This is a genomic window from Haloplanus rubicundus (genome assembly GCF_003342675.1).
Classification (GTDB): Archaea; Halobacteriota; Halobacteria; order Halobacteriales; family Haloferacaceae; genus Haloplanus; species Haloplanus rubicundus.
Map to the genome: position 1 here is coordinate 2,019,542 of NZ_CP031148.1, position 21,651 is coordinate 2,041,192.

Annotated in this window: 24 protein-coding genes; 14 read left to right on the forward strand and 10 right to left on the reverse strand. The window is 67.5% G+C overall.

Features of this window, described 5'->3' with window-relative positions:
- Window positions 1–3: 3 nt before the first annotated feature.
- Genes DU484_RS11290 through proC form a run of 3 tightly spaced genes read right to left on the reverse strand, consistent with a single transcriptional unit; the run spans window position 4 to window position 2,942 of the window.
- On the reverse strand, window positions 4–1,335 hold the full coding sequence (locus DU484_RS11290; RefSeq protein ID WP_114605936.1) for a glutamate-5-semialdehyde dehydrogenase: 1,332 nt from the start codon (window positions 1,333–1,335) through the stop codon (window positions 4–6).
- Window positions 1,328–2,173: a glutamate 5-kinase gene (gene proB, locus DU484_RS11295; protein WP_114606776.1), complete on the reverse strand. Its 846-nt coding sequence runs from the start codon at window positions 2,171–2,173 to the stop codon at window positions 1,328–1,330. The genes DU484_RS11290 and proB overlap by 8 nt, the downstream gene beginning before the upstream one ends.
- Window positions 2,166–2,942, reverse strand: a complete 777-nt coding sequence (gene proC, locus DU484_RS11300; protein ID WP_114605937.1) for a pyrroline-5-carboxylate reductase — start codon at window positions 2,940–2,942, stop codon at window positions 2,166–2,168. The genes proB and proC overlap by 8 nt, the downstream gene beginning before the upstream one ends.
- 105 nt (window positions 2,943–3,047) lie before the next feature.
- On the opposite strand from proC, the gene DU484_RS11305 reads away from it, so the two are divergent.
- The 3 genes from DU484_RS11305 to cysS all read left to right on the forward strand — a co-directional run bounded on the left by DU484_RS11305 (window position 3,048) and on the right by cysS (window position 5,976).
- Complete coding sequence (locus DU484_RS11305; RefSeq protein WP_157969557.1) at window positions 3,048–3,476, forward strand: OsmC family protein; 429 nt, start codon at window positions 3,048–3,050, stop codon at window positions 3,474–3,476.
- 106 nt (window positions 3,477–3,582) lie between these two features.
- Window positions 3,583–4,287, forward strand: coding sequence for a TVP38/TMEM64 family protein (locus tag DU484_RS11310; RefSeq protein WP_187347693.1), 705 nt, complete (start codon window positions 3,583–3,585; stop codon window positions 4,285–4,287).
- A 201-nt stretch (window positions 4,288–4,488) separates the two neighbouring features.
- Entirely contained in the window at window positions 4,489–5,976 is a 1,488-nt protein-coding gene (gene cysS / locus DU484_RS11315) for a cysteine--tRNA ligase (RefSeq protein WP_114586149.1), read from the forward strand.
- A gap of 18 nt (window positions 5,977–5,994) precedes the next feature.
- Here cysS and DU484_RS11320 read toward each other — a convergent pair whose 3' ends face one another.
- Window positions 5,995–6,453, reverse strand: a complete 459-nt coding sequence (locus DU484_RS11320; RefSeq protein ID WP_222844838.1) for a hypothetical protein — start codon at window positions 6,451–6,453, stop codon at window positions 5,995–5,997.
- 139 nt (window positions 6,454–6,592) lie between these two features.
- On the opposite strand from DU484_RS11320, the gene DU484_RS11325 reads away from it, so the two are divergent.
- Window positions 6,593–7,441 carry an SDR family oxidoreductase gene (locus tag DU484_RS11325; protein WP_114605940.1) on the forward strand — a complete coding sequence of 283 codons (849 nt, stop codon included), beginning with the start codon at window positions 6,593–6,595 and terminating at the stop codon, window positions 7,439–7,441.
- Window positions 7,442–7,460: 19 nt separating this feature from the next.
- Here the strand turns inward: DU484_RS11325 and DU484_RS11330 are convergent, their stop codons facing one another.
- Entirely contained in the window at window positions 7,461–8,558 is a 1,098-nt protein-coding gene (locus tag DU484_RS11330) for an L-dopachrome tautomerase-related protein (RefSeq protein ID WP_114605941.1), read from the reverse strand.
- 37 nt (window positions 8,559–8,595) lie between these two features.
- The gene (locus tag DU484_RS11335) at window positions 8,596–8,880 is read right to left on the reverse strand and encodes a DUF357 domain-containing protein (protein ID WP_114586152.1); all 285 of its coding nucleotides are present in this window, start codon (window positions 8,878–8,880) and stop codon (window positions 8,596–8,598) included.
- A gap of 103 nt (window positions 8,881–8,983) precedes the next feature.
- Here DU484_RS11335 and DU484_RS11340 point away from each other — a divergent pair, with 103 nt between their 5' ends.
- Entirely contained in the window at window positions 8,984–10,054 is a 1,071-nt protein-coding gene (locus DU484_RS11340) for an NAD(P)/FAD-dependent oxidoreductase (protein WP_114605942.1), read from the forward strand.
- Between the two features lie 15 nt (window positions 10,055–10,069).
- Here DU484_RS11340 and DU484_RS19560 read toward each other — a convergent pair whose 3' ends face one another.
- Window positions 10,070–10,219 carry a hypothetical protein gene (locus DU484_RS19560; protein ID WP_157969332.1) on the reverse strand — a complete coding sequence of 50 codons (150 nt, stop codon included), beginning with the start codon at window positions 10,217–10,219 and terminating at the stop codon, window positions 10,070–10,072.
- A gap of 142 nt (window positions 10,220–10,361) precedes the next feature.
- Here DU484_RS19560 and DU484_RS11345 point away from each other — a divergent pair, with 142 nt between their 5' ends.
- Window positions 10,362–10,646, forward strand: a complete 285-nt coding sequence (locus DU484_RS11345) for a DUF7545 family protein (RefSeq protein ID WP_114605943.1) — start codon at window positions 10,362–10,364, stop codon at window positions 10,644–10,646.
- Here the strand turns inward: DU484_RS11345 and DU484_RS11350 are convergent.
- A complete protein-coding gene (locus DU484_RS11350; protein WP_114586155.1) occupies window positions 10,643–11,455 on the reverse strand; it encodes a ZIP family metal transporter in 813 nt (270 codons plus the stop codon). The two genes, DU484_RS11345 and DU484_RS11350, sit on opposite strands and share 4 nt — an antisense overlap.
- 120 nt (window positions 11,456–11,575) lie before the next feature.
- Here DU484_RS11350 and DU484_RS11355 point away from each other — a divergent pair, with 120 nt between their 5' ends.
- Together DU484_RS11355 and DU484_RS11360 are read left to right on the forward strand one after the other, a co-directional pair.
- Window positions 11,576–13,666, forward strand: coding sequence for an acetate--CoA ligase family protein (locus DU484_RS11355; protein ID WP_114605944.1), 2,091 nt, complete (start codon window positions 11,576–11,578; stop codon window positions 13,664–13,666).
- A complete protein-coding gene (locus DU484_RS11360; protein WP_114605945.1) occupies window positions 13,663–14,757 on the forward strand; it encodes a phosphotransacetylase family protein in 1,095 nt (364 codons plus the stop codon). The genes DU484_RS11355 and DU484_RS11360 overlap by 4 nt, the downstream gene beginning before the upstream one ends.
- Here the strand turns inward: DU484_RS11360 and DU484_RS11365 are convergent.
- Window positions 14,754–15,854, reverse strand: a complete 1,101-nt coding sequence (locus DU484_RS11365; RefSeq protein WP_114605946.1) for a M24 family metallopeptidase — start codon at window positions 15,852–15,854, stop codon at window positions 14,754–14,756. The genes DU484_RS11360 and DU484_RS11365 overlap by 4 nt on opposite strands.
- A gap of 95 nt (window positions 15,855–15,949) precedes the next feature.
- Here DU484_RS11365 and DU484_RS11370 point away from each other — a divergent pair, with 95 nt between their 5' ends.
- The 6 genes from DU484_RS11370 (at window position 15,950) to DU484_RS11395 (ending at window position 20,503) form a co-directional block, all read left to right on the forward strand.
- Window positions 15,950–17,092 (forward strand): DUF7544 domain-containing protein, encoded by a 1,143-nt coding sequence (locus DU484_RS11370; RefSeq protein WP_114605947.1) that lies wholly within the window; start codon window positions 15,950–15,952, stop codon window positions 17,090–17,092.
- Between the two features lie 243 nt (window positions 17,093–17,335).
- Window positions 17,336–18,142, forward strand: a complete 807-nt coding sequence (locus DU484_RS11375; protein WP_114605948.1) for a helix-turn-helix transcriptional regulator — start codon at window positions 17,336–17,338, stop codon at window positions 18,140–18,142.
- 302 nt (window positions 18,143–18,444) lie between these two features.
- On the forward strand, window positions 18,445–18,618 hold the full coding sequence (locus tag DU484_RS11380) for a DUF1059 domain-containing protein (protein ID WP_114586160.1): 174 nt from the start codon (window positions 18,445–18,447) through the stop codon (window positions 18,616–18,618).
- Between the two features lie 2 nt (window positions 18,619–18,620).
- Window positions 18,621–19,226: an OsmC family protein gene (locus DU484_RS11385; RefSeq protein WP_114586161.1), complete on the forward strand. Its 606-nt coding sequence runs from the start codon at window positions 18,621–18,623 to the stop codon at window positions 19,224–19,226.
- A gap of 12 nt (window positions 19,227–19,238) precedes the next feature.
- Window positions 19,239–20,006: a methyltransferase domain-containing protein gene (locus tag DU484_RS11390; protein ID WP_114586162.1), complete on the forward strand. Its 768-nt coding sequence runs from the start codon at window positions 19,239–19,241 to the stop codon at window positions 20,004–20,006.
- 5 nt (window positions 20,007–20,011) lie between these two features.
- Window positions 20,012–20,503, forward strand: a complete 492-nt coding sequence (locus DU484_RS11395; RefSeq protein ID WP_114606777.1) for a hypothetical protein — start codon at window positions 20,012–20,014, stop codon at window positions 20,501–20,503.
- Window positions 20,504–20,815: 312 nt separating this feature from the next.
- Here DU484_RS11395 and DU484_RS11405 read toward each other — a convergent pair whose 3' ends face one another.
- Window positions 20,816–21,616, reverse strand: a complete 801-nt coding sequence (locus tag DU484_RS11405) for a CBS pair associated ParBc domain-containing protein (protein WP_114605950.1) — start codon at window positions 21,614–21,616, stop codon at window positions 20,816–20,818.
- Between the last annotated feature and the right edge of the window lie 35 nt (window positions 21,617–21,651).

A 21,651-nucleotide genomic window follows, 5' to 3' on the forward strand; every position in this document is an offset into this window, starting at 1 on the left:
CGCCTACTCCTCGGCGAGGCGGCCCGGAATCCACTCGCCCGCGAACTCCTCGTGGAGGTACGGCTTCGCGTTCTCGCCGGCGTAGGTGGCGACGAGGTGGCCGTCGCCTTCGAGGTAGTACTTGTACGTCGTCAGGCCGTCGAGGCCGACGGGACCGCGGGCGTGGATCTTGCCCGTACTGATCCCGACTTCGGCGCCGAGACCGTAGCGGTAGCCGTCGGCGAAGCGCGTCGAGGCGTTGTGGAAGACGCTCGCGGCGTCGATGCTCCGCATGAACGTCGCCGCGCGGTCGCTGTCCTCGGTCAGGATGGATTCGGTGTGTTTCGAGCCGTGGGCGTTGACGTGGTCGATGGCCGAATCCAGCGAGTCGACGACCTTGATCGAGAGTTCGAGGTCGCCGTACTCCGTCTCCCAGTCCGCGTCGGTCGCGGGGTCGACGTCGACGACCTCCCGTGTCGCCGCGTCGCCGCGGAGGGTGACGCCCGCCTCGCGATAGCGCTCGACCATGTCGGGCAGGAAGTCGGCGGCGACCGACTCGTGGACCAGCAGGGTCTCGACGGCGTTACAGACCGCGGGGTACTGCACCTTCGCGTCGAAGGCCACGTCTTCGGCCATCTCCAGGTCCGCGTCGTGGTCGACGAAGACGTGACAGATGCCCTCCGTATGCCCGAGGACCGGAATCTTGGTGTTGTCCTGGATGTAGCTCACGAACTCCGACGACCCGCGGGGCATGAGGAGGTCGATGGAGTCGTCCATATCGAGCATCGTGTTCACGTCCTCGCGGGCCTCGATCAGTTGCGCCCAGCCGTCGGGCATCTCGCCCGCCGCCTCGCGGATGACCTCGTAGAGGACGCGGTTGGAGTGGCTGGCCTCGCTCCCGCCCTTGAGGATCACCGCGTTCCCCGATTTCAGGCTCAGGGCGGCGATCTGAACCAGCGCGTCCGGTCGGGACTCGAAGACGGTGCCGATGACGCCGATGGGGACGCCCACCTTGTAGAGTTCGAGACCGTCGTCGAGGCGGCGGGCGGAGAGCGTCCGTCCCAGCGGGTCGTCCTGTTCGGCGACGCTACGTACCATCTCCGCGATGTCGTCGAGTTTCGACGGCGAGAGCTTCAGGCGGTCGACGAGCGCCTGACTGTACTCGCCGGCTTCGAGCAGCGCCTCGCCTTCGGCCACGTCCGTCTCGTTGGCGTCGAGGATGCGCTCCTCGTTCGCCGCGAGGGCGTCGGCGATGGCGTGGAGCGCCTCGCTCCGTTCGTCGTCGTCCAGTTTCGCCAGCTCCAGCGCGGCGCTCTGTGCCTCGGCGACCTTCCGTTCGGTGGCTTGCTCAGTCATCGATGACCCCGTTCACGGGGACGAATAGCGTCCCCACGGATTTGCCAGTAGCGATTTTTTCCAGCACGTCCGGCTCGGCCGACGCCGCGATGATCGCCGGGATGCCGTGTTCGCTCGCGTCGCGGGCGCCCTCCACTTTCGTCCGGATGCCCCCGAACCCGACCCCCTCGCTCGACGCGCCGGCGACGAGTTCCTGGACGTAGCCGTAGTTGCGGCCGACGGCCTCGATGCGCTTCGCGTCGGGGTCCCGTTTCGGGTTGCCGGTGTAGACGCCGTCCACGTCCGTCAGCGTCACCAGCAGATCCACGTCGACGCCGATGGCCACCGACGAGGAGAGCATGTCGTTGTCGCCGATCCGGATCTCCTCGGTCGCCACCGCGTCGTTCTCGTTGATGATGGGGACGACACCCCAATCGAGTAGCGTCTCGACCGTGTTCCGGAAGTTGGTGAAGCGTTCCGGATTTTCGAGGTCGTGATCGGTCAGGAGAATCTGGGCCACCGTCCGGCCGTAGCGCTCGAAGCTCTCCGTGTAGCGGCGCATGAGGTGGCTCTGCCCGACCGTCGAGAGCGCCTGTGACTCCTCGACGGTCTCCTGGGGGTAGCCCACGCGGCCCTTGCCGGCGCCGATGGCGCCCGAGGAGACGAGCAGGACCTCCTTGCCCCGAGAGAGGAGCGCCTCCACGTCGTCGACGAGTTTGTCGAGTTTGGCGTCGTCCAAGTTGGACTCGTCGTCGGTCAGCGAGTTGGTGCCGGCCTTGACGACGACGCGCTCCGCGTCCGCCGCCAACTGCCGGGCGTGCTCGATCTCTTCGGGGGCGACCGCTTCGCTCTCACTCATCGTCGAACCCGCCGGCGAGTTCGCGGGAACGCTCGGCGGCGGCACCCAGCGTCTCCGCCAGCACCGACTCCACGTCGCTGTCCCAGAGGACCTCCATCCCCTCGATGGTCGTGCCACCTTCGGTCGCGACGGCGTCGATCAGGGCGTCGGTGTCCTCGTCGGACCGGACGACCGTCTCGGCCGCGCCCTTGAACGTCTGGGCGGCGAGCGTCGCCGCCGCGTCGGGGGGCAGTCCCTCGGCGACGGCCGCCTTCCGCATCGCGCCGATGAGGTAGTAGACGAAGGCCGGGCCGCTCCCGTTCAGCGCCGTCGCCACGTCCATCTCCCCCTCCTCGATTTCGACGAACTCGCCCAGGTCGTCGAGGATGTCGCGCACGTCGTCGTCGACGTCGTCCCACGAGACGGCCGCGGCCATCTCGCCCAACTCGGCGGCGAGGTTGGGCATGATCCGGACGACGGTGGCGTCGGTGTGGGACTCGACGAACGACCGCGGGACGCCCGCGGCGATGGTGACGAGCGTCGCGTCGGCCGGCAGGTCGAGGTCGGCGAGCACCGCCGCGATGACCTTCGGCTTGACCGCGACGAACACCACGTCGGCGTCGGCGGCCGACGCGATGTCGGTCGTCGTCTCGGCGCAGTACGGCTCGACTGCTTCGAGGGCGCTCGTGTCCAGATCACACGCGACCACCCTGTGGGTGCCGGTCCGGTCGAGGCCCCTGATCAGGGCGCTCCCCATGTGACCGCACCCGATGACGCTAACGTCGGTCATTCGTACGTCCAATAGACGGGGACACCGATATACGGGTGTTGATTCCAGTCAGGTACTGCCGGCTCGACCGACAGAATTTATCTTATACTGACACGTATGGACGGTATGGCACGCGAGTCCACCGCCTCGGAGACCACGATTACGGTCACCGGTCGGAGCGAGGGACCGAAGCGAACGACCATCGAGACTGCCGAGACGGAGTTCGTCGTCGGCGACGCGAGTCCCCTCGAACACCTCCTGGGGTCGCTCGCCGCCTGCATCAACGTCATCGGTCACCTCGTCGCCAAGGAACGTGGGATGGTCGTCCGCGGCCTCGACGTGCGCGTCGAGGGCGACATCGACGCCGCGAGGTACAAGGGCGGGGAGACGGACTCACGGGCGGGGTTCGGGTCGATCCGGGCGCACGTGACCGTCGACGCCGACGCCGATGCCGACGCGCTGGCGGACTGGATGGCCGAAGTCGAGGAACGCTGTCCCGTCGCCGACAACCTGGATGCCGGAACCGACGTGCACGTCGAGGTCGAACGCACCTGACCGATCGCGCCCCGTCGCCGCGGCGACGGGATTTATGCTCGGGACGTACGCAGGTGCGGAACGTGTCGTTCCGACCGACAGGCCGTCCGATGGGATGGGCGTAGCGATGGCACCCGCCCCGCCCCGACTGTTCGCTTCGCCGCGGGCGCGCCGCCAGGTCCTCCTCCACCTACTCCTCGTGGGACTCCTTCTGGTCGGCGCGGCGGTCCTGTTGCGCCGGCAGATAGCGTTCCTGACCGACGCCGAGGCGGCCCGGGCGTACGTCCGGGGCTTCGGCGTCTGGGCGCCGCTGGCGTTGATCGTCCTCCAGGCGCTCCAGGTGGTGCTCGCGCCGGTGCCCGGACAGGTGCTGGCCGCCGTCGCCGGCTACCTCTTCGGCCCGTGGTGGGGGACGCTCTACAACGTCGTCGGCATCGGCATCGGGAGCGCCGCCGCGTTCTGGCTGTCGCGCCGATTCGGGCGGACCTACGTCGAGCGGATGGTCGCCGAGGACGCGCTGGCGACGTTCGACGGATTCGTCGAGCGGCGCGGCCTCCTCAGCCTCTTAGTCCTCTTTTTGATCCCCGGACTACCCGACGACGCCATCTGTTTCGTCGGCGGCCTTACGCCCATCCGACTCCGAAAACTCGTCGTCGTCGCCGTGGTCGGGCGGGCGCCCGCCTTCTTTCTCGCGAACGTCTTCGGCGACCTGATCGCGACCGGCGACACCGAGGTGGCGATTGGACTACTCGTCCTGCTCACGGGGCTCTCCGCGCTCGGCTACGCGAACCGGGACCGGATCGCCCGTCGGCTGGACGGGTGGCGTCGGTGACGGAGAAACGGTGGCGGCGCCCGGAAGCGTCCGCGGGGACCGAACTCGCGACGGATCGCACTCGTCGCGTGGGAATGCAAGTCCCGACCCCGGATAACTGTAATCCGAACGACTATTCTGTAAGCTGGCTTATGAAAGGCCCGGACGGCGGCCGACGCGCGTTTCTACAGATATTAATGCCTCGACTTGGAAGGCTCTCCAATGACGCTGTCCGTGACCAACACGCTGACGGGCGAGCGAGAGGCGTTCGAGCCGGGGGGCGACGAAGTCCTGTTGTACGTCTGTGGGCTGACGGTCTCGGACGACGCCCACCTCGGCCACGCCCGGGTGTGGACTCACGCCGACGTGATGCACCGGTGGCTCGACCATCTCGGCTACGACGTGCGTCACGTCGAGAACTTCACCGACGTGAACGAGAAGATCGTCGCCCGCGTCGGCGAGGACGACCTCGGCGAGTCGGAACTCGACGTCGCGGAGGGTTTCATCGCCTCCGTCCTCGCCGACATGCGCGGCCTGAACCTGAAGCGCGCGGCGGTGTACCCGCGGGTCTCGGAGCACATCCCCGAAATCGTCGCCCTCGTCGAGCGGCTGCTCGACCGCGGCTACGCCTACGAGACGAACGGCTCCGTCTACTTCGACGTGACGCAGTTCGAGGACTACGGCAAACTCTCGAACCAGCGCCCCGAGGATATGGAGGCCCAGGGCGACCCCGACGAGCGAAGTGAGAAGCGCAACCCCGCGGACTTCGCGCTCTGGAAGGCAAACGGCGTCTCCCCCGGCGACGTGGCCGAACACCGGAAGGACGACCGGCCAGTCGGCGACCATCCCCCGTCCGGCGAGACGTGGGACTCCCCGTGGGGCGAGGGACGGCCCGGCTGGCACATCGAGTGCTCCGCGATGAGCACGACCCATCTGGACGACACCATCGACATCCACGTCGGCGGTCACGATCTGGTCTTTCCCCACCACGAGAACGAAATCGCCCAGAGCGAGGCGGCGACGGGGGAGCAGTTCGCGCGCTACTGGCTCCACACCGGCCTCCTCGAAACCGCCGGCGAGAAGATGAGCTCCAGCCTCGGCAACTACTTCTACGTCACCGACGCCCTCGAGGAGTTCGGCCCGAACGTCGTCCGGACGTTCTACTGCTCGACCAACTACGGGTCGAAACAGACCTACAGCGAGGCGGCGATGGCGGAGGCCGAGGAGCGCTGGGAACGCCTCGAACGTGCCCACGAGGCGGCCGTCGAGGCCTGCGACGGCGTCGACGCCCGCACCAAAGTCGAGGACGACGACCTGCGGACGGCCGTCGAACGGACCCGCGAGGAGTTCACGGCGGCCATGAACGACGACTTCGGGGTGCGCGAGGCGATGGCCGCCCTGCTGGAACTCGCGACGGCGGTCAACCGCCACGTCGACGGGCACGAGGAGTACGACTACGTCGGCCTCCGGGAGGCGGTGGAGACGTTCGAGGACCTCGCGGAGGGCGTCCTGGGACTCGACTTCGGCGGCGGAGCGGACGCCGGCGGCGAGGCGCACCTCGCCGACGACCTGATCGAACTCGTCCTCGACGTGCGCGAGGCCGAACGCGAGGCGGGCAACTACGACCGGGCCGACGACCTGCGCGACGACCTAGAGGCACTCGGCGTCACCGTCGAGGACGGCGACGAGGGGCCGACGTATCGGTACTGACGGCCGCGGCGACGCGCCCTACCACGCCCGCGTCCGGGTGACCAGCCAGCCCGCCCCGGCGACGACGAGCAGGACGGCCCCGACGACGACCACGCCGTTACCGAGGGCGGTGCCAACGGCAACCCCCAGCCACGCGAGTCCGAAGACGGCGTGAGCGGCGGCGAAGAGCCGGTGGCCGCGGCGGTAGAAGACGCCGGCGCCGAGACAGAAGCCGGCGCCGAGGGCTACCGTCGAGAGCGCGACGGGCCGCGCCCGTACCGGTCCGAGCGCGACGGCGCCGACGAGGGGGTCGACGAGAAAGAGCAGGCCGCCGGCGCCGACGAGGAGGCCGACGACGGCCGGTCCGAACTCGAAGTCGAAGGAGGATGGGAGAGAGCGGTCGTCGTCCGGGTCGACGGGGTCGGTCACGGGGACACGATCCTCGCGTGCGTGGCTCTGCCGGTCGACGACCCGTTCATCGTCCCACTCTTCGGCCACGCCCGATTGAACCTTCGGGTCAGCGACATCCTCGTACTGTCGGCCGTAACTGTTCAAGAGATCCGTCGCCCCGGAGTGACGAATCTCTCGATCGACGTACAGCCGGCAGTATTAGGCCACGGGCACGATAGCGACGCACGTGACCTACCAGCGACCGGATCTGCGCGGGCGGACCGCGTTCGTCACGGGGACGACGCGGGGGATCGGGAAGGAGATTGCACTCGCGCTCGCCGAGGCCGGCTGTAACGTCGTCTCGACCGGGAAGACCGTCGACGACAGCGACACCGACCTCGAGGGAACCATCCACGAGACGGCGGCGGCGTGCGAGGATCGCGGCGTCGACGCCCACGCCATCCGGCTGGACGTGCGCGACACGGCCGCGGTGCGGGCCGCCGTCGACGAAGCCATCGAGACGTTCGGCGAGGTGGATGTCGTCGTCAACAACGCGAGTGCGATCCAGCAGGCGGCCATCGAGGACCTCCCGGCCGACCGCTTCGACCTGCTGACCGAGGTCAACGTCCGCGGCACCTACCTCGTCTCTCGCGCGTTCCTGCCACATCTCCGGGCGATCGGCGGCGGACATATCCTGACGAACGCGCCGCCGATCCGGATGGACCGGGCGCCGGGGAAGGCGGCGTACGCGTGGTCGAAGCTGGGCATGACGTTCGCCACGCTCTCGCTCGCCGCGGAACTCGACGACGAACCGATCGCCGCGAACGCGTTCTGGCCGGTCACGCTGATCGAGACGCGAGCGACGCGCTATTTCGGACTGGGCGACGCGGACGACTGGCGGACGCCGGCGGTCGTCGCGGACACGGTGCTGGAACTCCTCGACCGCGATCCGGGGACCTTCAGCGGGCACGCCGTGTACGACGAGGATGTCCTCCGGGCGGCAGGGATCGAGGACTTCGGCAGGTACAACGTCACCGCGGGTGATCCGGAACCGAAGGCGGCGCGGATGTTCGACCCCGAGTACGAACGGCCCTGAGGTCGACTCCGACGCCTTCCTACCGACCCACCGTCACCGGCGCCAGACTCTCGAACCGGAACAGCTCGAAGGGGTGGTACGACTCCTCCTCGCCCCGGTTGAACGGCGGCGCGCGGTGGAGTTGAGTGACGGTGACGTAGATGTGGCCGTCCGGCCCACAGCAGAAGCCGTCGGGCCACAGGAACTTCTCGTCGTCGCGGGCGATGATCTCGTACTCGCCGGAGGGTCGCGTCACGCCGATGGCGTTGTTGGTCATGTCGGTGATGTAGACGTTGCCCGCGGTGTCGACTGTGATGCCGTCACACACCTCCTTGTCGCCGTAGCGCTCGATCCGGTCGTCGAGTTCGGCGTCGGAGAGCGTCTCGTCGAGCAGGTCGGCGGCGCGGATTCGGTAGACGCTCTCGGTCGTGATGCCGCAGTAGTATACCCACTCGAACGCGGGGTCGATGGTGATGCCGTCGAGACCGGCGCTGATCGGTTCGTACTCGCCCGCGGCGTTCTCCTGGACCACGGGCTCGCCCTCGATGATCGGAATCACGCCCTCCTCGGGCAGGACGCTCGGGTGGTCCTCGATCACCCGTCGGGTTCGGCCCGTATCGAGGTCGAGGGCCACGAGGGCTGGCTCGCCCGGATCGCTCGGCTCGTCACTCAGCCCCAGGTCCGCGATGTAGATGGCGTTGCGCACCGCGTCGTACGCGAAATCCTGCATGAAGGAGAGTTCCGTCGCCGCGTGGGCGGGGACGTGGTCGACGCGGTGGAGGCGGTCGGTCGTCGTATCCCACGAGACGAGTTTGGGGAGGTGACCTTCGGCGGGGTTACCGATGTCGAGGATGCGGACCATCCCGTCCGGGTCGGCGCGCAGGCCGATCAACTGGTGGATGCCGACGCCGTCGTCGCCGGGTGGTGTGCTCCACGCCTCGTTCGGGAAGGGGCGCACCGTCTCGTCGTCGACGTACTCGACGACGCGATAGTCGGGGGCGTCCCCGTAGGGAAACGGGTGGTTGCTGACGAGCAACCGGCCGTCGGGCGTCATCGCCGGGTTGCCCGCGCGGGTGTCGAAGCGGGCGTAGCGTTCGGGGTCGACTTCGGTGCCGCCGTCGGTGCGGGGTCGTGGCATACCTTCACGTTCGTCGTCGATTCGTATAGTACGTTGCCTACGTCGTGAACAGATCCGTGTCCTCGGGGACGGCGAAGAGGCCCATCCGCACACCGGCGTCGAGCCACCCGTAGCCGTAGGAGAAGGCGGCGAGGGCGTTCACGGGGTCGCCGGTCTCGCGGAAGTGGCGGCCGTCGTCGAGGTAGGATTCGGCCATCTCCCGACACTCCGCGGCCGCCTCGCCGAGGGGCGTCTCCGCGGGCGGGCGTGACTCCGCCTCGGCGAGGGCGTCCGCGAGCATCCGCTCGTAGCGATCGGTCTTCTCCTGCAGGTCGGCGGGCATGACCGGCGATGGGTGAGCGCGGGACAAGAAGGTGCGTGCCCGGATTCGCGCGGTCGTGACCCGACAGCGCAAGCTAAATGGGTCCCTCCCACCTATCCCGGGTATGAGCGAGAGCGACGGCGCCGACCACCGGCGTCTCATCATCGCCGGGAGCGGGATCGCGGGACTCACGGCCGCCATCTACGCCGGCCGGTCGAACAACGACCCGCTGGTGTTCGAGGGCGACGAACCCGGCGGGCAGTTGACGCTGACGACCGACGTGGACAACTACCCCGGCTTCCCCGAGGGGATCAGCGGGCCGACCCTGGTCAACGACATGAAAGCGCAGGCCCGGAAGTTCGGCGCGGAAATAAAGAACGGCGTCATCGAGAACGTCGACGTGAAGGAGTCGTCGGGACCGGGCCACACCTTCCGCGTGACGCTGTCGAGCGGCGCGGAGTACACGTCGGACGCGTTCATCGCCGCTTCGGGCGCCAGCGCCCGCACCCTGGGTATCCCGGGCGAGGACGAACTCATGGGCTACGGACTGTCGACGTGTGCCACCTGCGACGGCGCCTTCTTCCGCGACGAGAAGATCGTCGTGATCGGCGGCGGCGACGCCGCCTGCGAGGAGGCCGTCTTCCTCACGAAGTTCGCCTCGACGGTCCACCTCGTCCACCGACGCGAGGAGTTCCGCGCCGAGGACTACTGGATCGACCGCGTGATGGAGAAGGTCGACGAGGGCGAGATCGAACTCGAACTCAATCGGGAGGTAACCGAACTCCACGGGACGCCGGAGGAGGGCGTCGACCACGTGACGATGGTCCACCATCCCGAGGGTCACCCGACGGACAAACTCGACGACCCCGACACGGAGGAGTACGACTTCGACGCCGGCGCCGTCTTCTACGCCATCGGCCACACCCCGAACACGTCGTATCTGGAGGGATTGGACGTGGAGATGGACGACGAGGGCTATCTGGAGACGGCCGGCGGCGACGGCGGCGGACAGACGGCGACGGGCGTCCCCGGCCTGTTCGGCGCGGGCGACGTGGTCGACTACCACTACCAGCAGGCCATCACCGCGGGCGGCATGGGCTGTAAGGCCGCCATCGACGCGGACGGCTACCTCGAAGACCTGGAACGGGAGCGCGCGGCCGCGGAAGAGCCGGCGGCGGCCGAGAGCGACGACTGACCACGGTTACGCCGTTCAGTCCAGATTCGCGATCGCGTCGTCGATGTCGAAATCCGCCGTGGTTTCGGTCCCCTCCTCGCCCCGTTCGACTTTCTCTTGCTCCTCGTCGATTTCCACTTCCGGTCCCTCCTCCTCGGTGAACTCCGTGTTGACGCCCCACGGCATGTTATCGTGTCCTCCGGGATGCGCTCGCGTTCGCAGTTCGGTGATTCATCGGTGCGTACCCTACCGGACGAACCGTGATATCGGTTGGGTTCCCGACGCCCGTTTCCCACACGTCCTTATACCGGGCGTTCCCAGTAGCCGTATGGTCGACACCGAGACGTACACCATCGAAGGTCCCGACGGCGACAGCGACGAACTCGAACTCCCGGTCGGACTCGTCGACGCCCTCGCCGAACAGGGTGAGGACCCGACGACGGTCGTCGCCGAGATTACGCTGCTCTCTTTCGTCCAGCGGTCCCACGCCATCGTCCACCACGCCGAGGGCGAGGTGCCGGGCGATCTGGAGGCGATCAACGAGAAAGCCGAGGACCTGTTCGAGGAGCGCTTCGGGATGACGTTCGGCGAGGCGACGGGTCACAGCCACTAGACGAACAGGAGCGGGAGCATCGCGAGGACGCCGACGGTGACGCCGGCGACGAGTTCGCGCTTGCCGCCGCCCGGCAGTCCCGCGCCGATGTCGAGGGCCTCGGGGATGAACTCCGTGACGACGAGATAGATCATCGCGCCGGCCGCGAAGCCGAAGCCGACGGGGAGGAACTCGCGGGCGACGCGGACGAACAGGAACGCGATCACGGCACCCACCGGCTGGGGCAGGCTGGAGAAGACGGCCCACCACACCATCTTCCACTCCGAGACGCCGAGCGTCCGGAGGGGAATGGAGATGGCCACGCCCTCCGGTACGTTGTGGATGGAGATGGCGACGGTCATGAAGACGGCGAGCAGGGGGACGACGAAGCCGAACAGGCCGAGCGTCGCCCCGGCCGCTGCCTGCAGTCCCAGGTCGGCGAAGGAGACGCCGACGGCGACGCCCTCGGGGAAGCTGTGGACGGTCAGTACGCCGAGGATGAGCAGGAGTTTCCGGAAGTCCGCCTCCTCGTAGCGCTTCGGGCTCATCTCGTACCCCTCGATCACCTCGTGAGCGACGACGACGAGGACCACCCCCGCGACGAGACCGGGGACGATTTCCAGCGGCGAGTCGGCCGCGGAGAGCCCTTCGAAGACGAGTCCGAACACGGACGCCGACACCATGATCCCCGAGGCGAGGCCCCACAGCGCCACGTTCCAGCGGTCGCTCACGTCGTCGACGAGGAAGAACGGAATCGCACCCAGCCCGGTCGCCAACGCGGTCACCAGTCCGGCGAGGAAGACGAAGACGACGTTTTCGAGCAGCGCCATCGGCCGATTCGACGACGGCGACGCGGTTAAGTATTATCATATTCTCGATACATTTGGTCGGCCTAAACCGGCGGGAACCGCCCGTCCGTTTTATGCGGTGACCGGTGGTAGCCGGACTCGATGGGTACACTCTCCGCGCTGTTCGCTCCCGAACGGGTCGCCGTCGTCGGGGCGACGGAGCGTCCGGGATCGGTCGGCCGCGCCCTCGTCGAGAACCTGCAAGCGGGCTTCGAGGGCGACGTCGTCCCCGTCAACCCGAACTACGAGACGGTGTGTGGACTCCCCTGCGTCGACGGCGTCGGCGAGGCGGGCGCCGACCTGGCGGTGGTCGCCGTTCCGGTTTCGGCTGCCGTCGACGTGGTGCGCGAGGCGGCCGAGGCGGGCATCGAGAACGTCGTCGTCGTCACCGCGGGGTTCGGCGAGACGGGCGGCGAGGGCGCCGCGCGCGAGCGCGAACTCGAAGCCGTCGCCGAAGAGTACGACCTGAACCTCGTCGGCCCGAACTGCCTCGGGATCATCGGCACGGCCGTCGGTCTGAACGCCACGTTCGCCCCCCGGTCGGCACCGTCCGGGTCCATCTCCTTTCTGAGCCAGTCGGGCGCGTTCGTCACCGCCGTCCTCGACTGGGCGGCCGACCACGGCGTCGGCTTCGAGAACGTCGTGTCGCTGGGCAACAAGGCCGTCCTCGACGAATCCGATTTCGTGGCGTCGTGGGGCGACGACGAGAGGACGGACGTGATCGTCGGCTACCTGGAGAGCATCGAGGACGGCCGCCGGTTCGTCGACGTGGCCCGCGAGGTGACCCGCGAGACGCCCGTCGTCGTCGTGAAGTCGGGGCGGACCGAGGCGGGCGCACAGGCGGCGTCCTCCCACACCGGGGCGATGGCGGGCCGTGACCGCGCCTACGCGGCCGGCCTCCGCGAGGCGGGGGTCATCCGCGCCGACACGGTGCAGGACCTCTTCGACGCCGCGCGCGTCCTCGCCGGCCAGCCGATTCCCGACACCGACGGCGTAGCCGTCGTCACCAACGCCGGCGGGCCGGGCGTGATGGCCACCGACGCCGTCGGGGACGGCCCCCTCTCGCTCGCCGACTTCGGGTCGGCGACCGTCGACCGCCTCCGTGACCGCCTGCCCGGGGGAGCGAACGTCTACAACCCCGTCGACGTCATCGGCGACGCCGACAACGACCGCCTCCGCGACGCCGTCGACGTCGTGCTCGCCGACGACGCCGTCGGCGCGGCCGTCGTGCTCGCCGCGCCCACGGCGACTATCGACTTTACACAGTTGGCCGCCGACGTGGCCGACCTGCAGTCCCGACACGACCTCCCCGTCACGACGTGTCTGATGGGCGGCGAGCGTGCCCGCGAAGCCGACGACGTCCTCGAAGACGCCGGCATCCCCAACTACTTCGACCCGGCGCGGGCCGTCGGAAGCCTCGCGACGCTCGAACGCTACCGGGAGGTTCGGGACCGCGAGCGCCCGGAGCCGACGACCTACGACGTGGACCACGAGGCGGCCACGACGGTTCTCGACCGGGCGCGCGACCGCGGCGCGACGCGTCTCGGCGTCGAGGCTACCCCGCTGCTCGACGCCTACGGGATTCCGACGCCGGCCGGCGAGGTGGTCGACTCGCCGACCGACGCCCTCGAGGCGGCGGAACGGATCGGCGACCCGGTCGTCATGAAAATCGTCAGCCCCGACATCCTGCACAAGTCCGACATCGGCGGCGTGAAAGTCGGCGTCGCCCACGAGGACGTCTACGACGCCTACGAGGACCTGATCGCCCGGGCGCGGAACTACCAGCCCGACGCGACGATTCTCGGCGTGCAAGTGCAAGAGCAGGTCGATACGGAGTCGGGCGTCGAGACCATCGTCGGCACGAACCGCGACCCGCAGTTCGGTCCCCTCGTCCTCTTCGGCCTCGGCGGCGTGTTCGTCGAGGTGATGGAAGACACCGCCGTCCGCCTCGCGCCCGTCGCGGAGACGGAGGCGCTGGCGATGACCGAAGAGATCAGGGCGTCGCCGCTGCTGTCCGGGGCACGCGGCCGCGACCCCGTGGATCGCGAGGCGGTCGCCGAGACGGTCGGCCGCCTCTCGCAACTCGTCACGGACTTCCCCGAAATCCTCGAACTCGACGTGAACCCCCTGATCGTCCGGCCTGACGGCGTCGAGGCCGTCGACCTCCGACTCACCATCGAACCCGAACCATGACCACCCTACTCGTCACCGCGACCGGAGAGAGCACAGGCAAGACGGCCGTCGCCGTCGCGCTGGGCCGTCTCGCGAAGGCCCGGGGCCGGAGCGTCGGCTACATGAAACCGAAGGGGACGCGCCTCCAGAGCCACGTCGGCAAGACGCTGGATCGCGATCCGATGCTCGCGCGCGAACTCCTCGACACCGACGACGAGATGCACGAGATGGAGCCCATCGTCTACTCGCCGACGTTCGTCCGCTCGGCGATGGACGGGCGCGAGAACCCCGCCGACCTCCGCGAACGCGTGCGCGAGGGGTTCGACGCCGTGAGCGAGGGCCGCGACTTCGTCGTCGTCGAGGGCGGCGGCCGCCTCACCACCGGCGGCGTCGTCGACCTCACCGACGCGGAGGTGGCGGAGCTGCTCGACGCCGAGGTGGTCCTGCTCGCCGACTACGGATCGCCGCCGGACATCGACGACACGCTGGCGGCCGCCCGCCGACTCGGCGACCGCCTCGTCGGCGTCGTCTTCAACCGCGTGGCCGACGCCGCCTACGACGAGGTCGAGAGCGTCGTCGCGCCGTTTCTGGAGGGCAAGGGCATCCCCGTCGTGGGCGTCCTGCCCCGCGACCCCGACCTCGCGGGCGTCACCGTCGCCGAACTCGCCGACGAACTCGGCGTCGAAACGCTGACCGACGCCCCGACCGACGGTGTCGTCGAACGGTTTCTCGTCGGCGCGATGAGCGGCGAGGAGGCCCTGCGCTTCTTCCGGCGGACGAAGGCGGCCGCCGTCATCACCGGCGGCGACCGGACCGACATCCACACCGCCGCGCTCGAAGCCCCGGGGATCACCTGCCTCGTCGTCACCGGTGGGCGCCGCCCGCCGGGAACCGTCCTCGGCAAGGCGGCCGAGAAGGGCCTGCCAGTCTTGCTGTCCTCGGCCGATACCCTCTCGACGCTCGAACGCGCCGAGGAGGTGATCCGGAGCGGGCGGACGCGGGACGAGCGCACCGTCGACGTGATGGAGTCGTTACTGACGGAACACGCCGACGTGGACGCGTTGCTCGGGGGTGACGCCGGTTCCAGTTCCGGCGCCGGTGACGACGCCTAGACCCGCCACCGCCGGTCGGTGTGGTTCAGCCGCTCGGCGCCGTCGTCGGCAGTCACGACCACCAGATCCTCGATCCGAACTCCGAAGCGGTCGGGAAGGTAGACGCCGGGTTCGACGCTGAAGACCGTCCCCGGTTCCAGTTTCGTCTCATTCCCGGCGACGATGTCGGGTGCCTCGTGCACGTCGAGACCGACGCCGTGACCCGTTCGATGGACGAACTCGTCGCCGTAGCCGGCGTCCTCGATCACCTCGCGGGCGGCGCGGTCCACCGCCCCCGCCGACACCCCGGGTTCGACGGCCGCGACGGCCCGCGACTGCGCCTCGCGGACGACGTCGTGGACGCGCCGGAACTCCTCGCTCGGCTCGCCGTCGAAGACGACGGTGCGGGTCTGGTCGCTCGGGTAGGCGTCCACCCGCGTCCCGAAGTCGAGGACGACGGGGTCGCCGGCGCCGATCACCCGGTCGCCGCTCGCGTGGTGGGGGTCGGCGCCGTTCGGTCCCGCGGCGACGATGGTCTCGAAGGCGACGCCCGTCCCGCCGTGGGCTTCTAGGCGCTCCTCGACGTAGTCGGCGAGTTCGGCCTCCGTCATCCCGACGGCGTCGGCGCCGAGGGCGCGTACGTCCCGCATCGTCGCGTCGGCGGCGTTCCCCGCCGCCCGGAGCGCGTCGAGTTCTCGGCCATCCTTCACCCGTCGTAGCGGCGAGAGCACCTCGCTCGCGAGGCCCACGTCGGCGTCGGGCAGTCGCTCGCGGACGCCGAGTGCGTACTGCGTCCACATCCGATCCGCGAGGAGGAGCCGCGACGGGGCGAGCGCGTCGAGCAACGGATCGAGGACGGGCCACGGCCCCTCGTCGTCGTCCCACGTCCGCACGTCGTCGACCCACGCCTCCCGAACCGATGCGGCTTCGAGCGTCGGGACGACGAGCGTCGGGTCTCCGTCGGCGGGCACGACGAGCAGTTGGAGGCGGTCGCTCTGCTCGGCGTCCACACCGGTCAGATAGTACCAGTCCCGACCGGGCGTGAGCGCGAGGGCGTCGGCGCCGACGGCGTCGAGGCGGGACTGAACGCGTCGCGTCCGGCGTTCGAAGGCGGTCATGTCGGGCCGTTCGGCCGCGGGCGTAAAGAGCGTCGCGTCCGCGAATCCGAGACGAACCCTACACGCTTTTGTCATTTCGGCGTGCGAGGATAAGTATGCCCTCCAACTGGTACGCCTTCGCGGCCCTGAGTGACGCCCGTGACGCGACCGAGGACCTCCTCCGCCCCGTCGACCGCGGGCGATGGCTGCGACTCGCCCTCATCGCCCTGTTCGTCGGCGTCGGCGGCGGCGTCCCGACCGGCGGGAGCAACGTCAACGTGCCCTCGGGTGGCGGCGGTGGCGGGATGCCGTCGGACGTGCCGGCGCCGTCGCTGCCCGACATCGGCTCCGTCGCCGCGGTCATCGCCGGTGTCGTCGTCCTGATCCTCCTGTTGGCGCTCGTCTGGAGTTTGATCGGTGCCGTCATGGAGTTCGTCCTGATCGTCGGCCTCCGCGACCGCGAGGTGTCGATCCGCGACCCCTTCGGCGCGAACCTGCGCCCCGGGCTCCGGCTGTTCGGCTTCCGACTCGCCGTCGGCCTCGTGAGCCTGCTCGTCGTCGGCCTTCCGCTACTCGCGGTGTTCGGCGTCGGCATCGGCGTCTCGCCCGCGTTCCTGATCCTGCTCGTCCCCCTGATCGTGGTGTTCGGCGTCGTCGCACTCGCCGGGAGCGTCGTCCTCGGACTGACGACGGACTTCGTCGTCCCGACGATGCTGACCGAGAGTCGGGGCGTCGTCGACGGCTGGCGGCGCCTCTGGCCGACGCTCCGGGCCGAGTGGAAACAGGTCGCCCTCTACGTCGTCGCGAAGTTCGTCCTCGGTATCGCGGTGAGTCTCGCCGTCTCGCTGGTCGTCCTGCTGGCCGCGCTGATCGTCGCGATTCCGTTCGCTATCGTCGGCGGCGGGCTGTATCTCGCCACCTCGGCCGCCGGCGCGAGCCACGTCGGCCTGATCGTCGCTGCCGTGCTCGTTGCCCTGTTCGTCCTCGTCATGATCGTCGTCGGCCTCATCGTGCAGGTGCCGGCGCTCACGTTCGTCCGGTACTACTCGCTGTCGGTGCTCGGAATGCTGGTGCCCGAACTCGACCTGGTGGGCGTCGAGCGGCCGGATGAGGAGAGTGACGACGGCGGTGACGATGGGCCGAACGATGACGACGGCGGTGACGATGGGCCGAACGATGACGACGACGGTGACGACACCGGTACCGGCGACGACTTCTCGGCCCCGGCCGACACCGTTGGGGCGTACCCAGCGGTGTAGTTGTCGGCCGTCGCCACGTGACTGGAGTCGGTAACTCGACGTGTCGAATCGTCCCACGGCCGTCCAGCCGACAGGCACGGCTGAACCCATAGAACTCGTCCGCTGGATGGAGTGATCGGATCCGTCATCCTGTTACGATCGGAATGGATGAGTAGCACTGAAGTGACGTACACCCTTTCGAAGTCGTTCGAGTGACGCTTCGAACGGCACAGCTGTTATTAGTTCAACATGTGTAGCGGTAACATGGGGGAACGTAACAGAGGGACGGCGATCGACGATATAGCGTACCTCATACGATCCGAACACCGAGCGCCGACGCTTATCGCGCTCACGGTTCGTCCCCGTAGCCGCTCGGAACTCTGGGAGATGGCCGGCGTTTCGGAGTCTACGATCAGACGGACGCTTGGCGAGTTCGAGGACCGCGACTGGGTTCAAAGGGATGGGTATCAGTACGAGGCGACACAACTGGGTGCCTTCGTCGCGTCAGCGATGGCGGATTTGATCGACCGGGTGGAAACCGAACGGAAGCTACGCGACGTGTGGCGATTACTTCCGGACGATGAGAGCGGTTTCACCATCAAGATGTGTGCGGATGCGACCGTCACGGTGGCCGACCCCGAGGATCCGTCCCGCCCGATCACCCGTTTCTGCTCGCTCATCGAGGAGACGGATCGACTGCGATTTACCGGATTCGACGTTGCCATGCTCGATTCCTGTAAGACCGAACTCTGCGAGCGAATCGTCGATGGGATGGAAACGGAGCTCATCAACCCGCCGAGAGTAGCCAATTACATTCGCTCGAACTGTCCGGATCTATTCTCGGAGGCACTGGAGAGCGGCAATCTCGATGTCCGATTGCACGACGAGTTACCACCGTTTGGGGTCAGTATCTTCGACGACCGAATCGCAGTCACTGGATACGACCGCGAGGGCGTTATGGTTCGAGTCTTGGTCGACACCGACGACACGGACGCACGCGCATGGGCGGAATCGACTTTCACGCTCCACCGACGAAAGACGCCAATTCTCCCCATCGAACAGGACCTTTGAGGTGGGTATCGAACGCCCCGATCACAGCCGAACCTATCGGTGGGCTTCGTGCCCGTTCCCGGGGAACCGACCGGTCGGACGATGTGGGCCGATATCCTCTTTTCGTGGTCGTTGATCTCAAACGCTACTATAGCCATCTCGTTTGCAGTAACCGCACAGTCGTCAACGTCTGATTGACTGTCACCGAATACCAACCCCTGCAACCACTACCGCGGCTGTTATCCACTGCATAACTGTCACGAGTTAGTTATCTATCCTTGGGAGTCTGTAACACATCTTGCCGCAAGGCAACTGAACCGACGATGGCTGACGCATACAAACTCGACTGTGAATCGGAGGCGGTCGACTGCCGATTCATCATTCAGTCGGAAGACGAAACCGAAGCGATCGAACTGGCCAAGAGACACATGCGGGAGGGTCACGGACAGGACTACTCGGACGACGAACTCCGGAAGGAACACCTTCAGGTGGTCTAATCATGGCATCCGAAGGCCAGGTTACCCACGGCGTCGATCCCGAGGCACTCGCCGCCTTCGCGGAGCACGCCGCCGAGAACCCCGAGGACGTTCAACTCGGGCTGAGCGCCCGATCGACCTACGAGGGGACGGCCGCTCACAGCCTCGCGACGATCGACTCGTACGTCCTCGGCGGCGAGACGATCGCACGCGACACCCGGGAGTACACGATTCCGTACGGAGGCTGGAAGGAAGTGCTGGATGCCGGCGGCTGGGTCGGCGCGACCGATCGGCTCGAGCCGATCGAAGCAGCACTGTCTGCGCTCGTCTCCTGCATCAACGTCGGCATCACCATCAACGCCGTGGCCAACGGCGTCGACATCGACCACCTCGAAACGCGCGTTCGTACCGACTTCGACCCGGCCGTCCTCTTCAGTCTCGAGGATCTCGGGAACGCCGACACGGTGTTCGAGAACCTGACCGCCGAGATCGAGATCGAGAGCCCCGATCTCGACAAAGACGAGGTCGACGAGTGGGCACGACGTGCGCCGGTCTACACGCTCGTCTCGCTCGAACAGGATATCAACCTCACGGTGAACACGCCTGCCGAGGTGGAAGCCGACGACTGAGAGGACAGGCACATGGCAAACTCACTCGACGTCGACAAACTGGAACAGGCAGTTAAATCGGTCTACCAGGATGTCGCGGAGGAGCCGGACGAAGGGTATCACTTCGAGATGGGTCGCCCGCTGGCGGAACGCCTCGGTTATCCGCCGGAGCATCTCGATCGGATTCCCGCGGAGGCGATGGAATCGTTCGCCGGCGTCGGATATTACTTCGATCTGGCCGCTATCGAGGACGGCGACGACGTGCTGGACCTCGGCAGTGGATCGGGCACGGACGTGTTCGTCGCCGCACTCCACGTGGGAGACGACGGAAGCGTGACCGGGCTGGACATGACGGTCCAACAACTCGAGAAGGCCCGCAAGTTGCGCGACGAGGCTGGACTGGAGAACGTCTCGTTCGAGCAGGGATACATCGAAGACGTTCCCTTCGACGATGGGGCCTTCGACGTCGTCGTCTCGAACGGGGTCATCAACCTCTCTCCGGACAAGGCACAGGTGTTCGAGGAAGCCCATCGGGTGCTCGCTCCCGGCGGTCGGCTTGCCATCTCCGACATCATCAGCGAGGAGGTGATGCCGGAGAGCATCAAGAACGACGAGGACCTCTGGGCGGCTTGCATCGGCGGGGCCGAGCAGATCGACCGCTATACGACGGCCATCGAAGCCGCTGGCTTCGCAGTGACGGATGTCCGGGACAACAGCCAGTACGAATTCATCTCCGATCGGGCGGCGAATGCGTGCGAGAAGTACGGCGTCAAGAGCGTCACACTCGGGGCAACCAAGTGATCAGCATGGCTACAGATCAACCAGTCGCGGACGAACAGGGAGTACAGGTCGAATCGCAAGTCCGGAACGGAGCGTTGTTGATGGCACTCGCCGGTGTCGCGTTCGTCGGCTACGGGGTCGTGTTTCTCGCGTTGAATTTCGTGGGTACTGGCTTCGAACTCGGCGTCAGTACGCTGGCTGGGATGACGAGCGCCGACCTCGATCCGAGGGTGGCGTACTACATCAGTCACCTGCACGTCGCCACCGCCGCGTTCATCATCTCGACGGGCATCGCCGTCACAGGCCTCTCGTGGTACGGTGTGCGCCAGCGGCTCACGTGGGCGTGGGCGACCGCGATCGTCAGCGCCGTCGTCGGTCTCGCGCTCGCACTCCCGATGCACTGGACGGCGGATGCGTTCTCCCACGATTGGGTGACACATCTGGGACCGATCTACCTCGCGACGATCGTCTTTATTGCGGGGGTCGTACTGTCCTACCGGGGCGTTCGGACGACGTAGCCGGGCGTGCCGATTCCTCCCGCCATCACAGATGATTGTGGCATCGCTCCTCGTGTTGCATATAACTCAGAACGTGACTCTGGTCGAGTACCTGTTTCGAGTCCTCGCTCACCTACTACTGTTCACCGGTATCGGAGCGATCCTCGTCTGTGGCGTCCGGCTGATCGGAATCGTCCGCTCGGAGGTCCACGGGCGCGTGAAAAGCAACGATCGTGGACCGTGACTCGCCACCTCACCCGATCGAGCCGTGCGGCATACGCACTGTTTTCAGCACGACCGTCGAATCGGAGCACCGACGAGGCTGGCCGTCACTCACCGTCCCTCTTCCTGCAGGCGTTCGGTCGTCTCGATCAGCGGGTGACGGGCGTAGTCGACGACCGAGATATCGTCGATGGTCTCTAACCCCTCTTTCTCCGCGGTGCGTTGCATCCCGAGTTCGAGCTCCGCGGCGGCGTCGACGACGATGACGTAGGCGTCCATCTCCTCGATGTCGAGGCGGTTGGCGGCCATGACGCGGTGGTGGCCGTCGGCGAGCAGGAGCGTTCCCGCGTTGTCGATGACGACCAGCGGTTCGGCCAGCCCGTGTTCGAGTTCGTAGCTCCGGCCCTGGAGTTCGTCGGCGTACACCCGCGACTGCGTGGGTGTGAGCTCCGAGAGCTCGATCTGTCGTCGTTCCTCGGAGACGTCGATGTCGTGAATCTCCTCCAAGGTGTGCATGAGCTTCCCCACCTTCTCGGGCGTGGCGCGTTCGATCTGACTCCGGATCACGTCCGTATTCGAGATGATGCCGACGAGGTTGCCGGCGTCGTCGACGACCGGGAGCTTCTGGATGCCCGACCGGAGGATCACCCGCGCGGCGTCGTTGATCTTCATCTCCGGGTGGGCGACCACGAGATCCTCGGACATCACGGTGAACACCCGGGCGTTGTCGTCGGCCGCCAGCAGATCCCGGGCGCTGATGAACCCCTCGACGTGTCGCCCGTCGGTCACCGGGAAGCCGGTGTGACCGTCGCTCTCGACGATTCGACGCGACACCTCGGAGACGGTGTCGTCCGGCGAGACGGTCGCCACGTCACGGGTCATGTAATCTTCGACTGTCGCGTTCGCGGCCATTGCAGGGCCGTACGACGCCGACTCTCAAAAGGGTG

Coding starts and splice junctions, on each gene's coding strand:
- DU484_RS11290 (WP_114605936.1), bottom strand. CDS start 1,335: ATGACTGAGCAAGCCACCGAACGGAAGGTCGCCGAGGCACAGAGCGCC.
- proB (WP_114606776.1), bottom strand. CDS start 2,173: ATGAGTGAGAGCGAAGCGGTCGCCCCCGAAGAGATCGAGCACGCCCGG.
- proC (WP_114605937.1), bottom strand. CDS start 2,942: ATGACCGACGTTAGCGTCATCGGGTGCGGTCACATGGGGAGCGCCCTG.
- DU484_RS11305 (WP_157969557.1), top strand. CDS start 3,048: ATGGCACGCGAGTCCACCGCCTCGGAGACCACGATTACGGTCACCGGT.
- DU484_RS11310 (WP_187347693.1), top strand. CDS start 3,583: ATGGCACCCGCCCCGCCCCGACTGTTCGCTTCGCCGCGGGCGCGCCGC.
- cysS (WP_114586149.1), top strand. CDS start 4,489: ATGACGCTGTCCGTGACCAACACGCTGACGGGCGAGCGAGAGGCGTTC.
- DU484_RS11330 (WP_114605941.1), bottom strand. CDS start 8,558: ATGCCACGACCCCGCACCGACGGCGGCACCGAAGTCGACCCCGAACGC.
- DU484_RS11335 (WP_114586152.1), bottom strand. CDS start 8,880: ATGCCCGCCGACCTGCAGGAGAAGACCGATCGCTACGAGCGGATGCTC.
- DU484_RS11340 (WP_114605942.1), top strand. CDS start 8,984: ATGAGCGAGAGCGACGGCGCCGACCACCGGCGTCTCATCATCGCCGGG.
- DU484_RS19560 (WP_157969332.1), bottom strand. CDS start 10,219: ATGCCGTGGGGCGTCAACACGGAGTTCACCGAGGAGGAGGGACCGGAA.
- DU484_RS11345 (WP_114605943.1), top strand. CDS start 10,362: ATGGTCGACACCGAGACGTACACCATCGAAGGTCCCGACGGCGACAGC.
- DU484_RS11350 (WP_114586155.1), bottom strand. CDS start 11,455: ATGGCGCTGCTCGAAAACGTCGTCTTCGTCTTCCTCGCCGGACTGGTG.
- DU484_RS11355 (WP_114605944.1), top strand. CDS start 11,576: ATGGGTACACTCTCCGCGCTGTTCGCTCCCGAACGGGTCGCCGTCGTC.
- DU484_RS11360 (WP_114605945.1), top strand. CDS start 13,663: ATGACCACCCTACTCGTCACCGCGACCGGAGAGAGCACAGGCAAGACG.
- DU484_RS11365 (WP_114605946.1), bottom strand. CDS start 15,854: ATGACCGCCTTCGAACGCCGGACGCGACGCGTTCAGTCCCGCCTCGAC.
- DU484_RS11370 (WP_114605947.1), top strand. CDS start 15,950: ATGCCCTCCAACTGGTACGCCTTCGCGGCCCTGAGTGACGCCCGTGAC.
- DU484_RS11375 (WP_114605948.1), top strand. CDS start 17,336: ATGGGGGAACGTAACAGAGGGACGGCGATCGACGATATAGCGTACCTC.
- DU484_RS11380 (WP_114586160.1), top strand. CDS start 18,445: ATGGCTGACGCATACAAACTCGACTGTGAATCGGAGGCGGTCGACTGC.
- DU484_RS11385 (WP_114586161.1), top strand. CDS start 18,621: ATGGCATCCGAAGGCCAGGTTACCCACGGCGTCGATCCCGAGGCACTC.
- DU484_RS11390 (WP_114586162.1), top strand. CDS start 19,239: ATGGCAAACTCACTCGACGTCGACAAACTGGAACAGGCAGTTAAATCG.
- DU484_RS11395 (WP_114606777.1), top strand. CDS start 20,012: ATGGCTACAGATCAACCAGTCGCGGACGAACAGGGAGTACAGGTCGAA.
- DU484_RS11405 (WP_114605950.1), bottom strand. CDS start 21,616: ATGGCCGCGAACGCGACAGTCGAAGATTACATGACCCGTGACGTGGCG.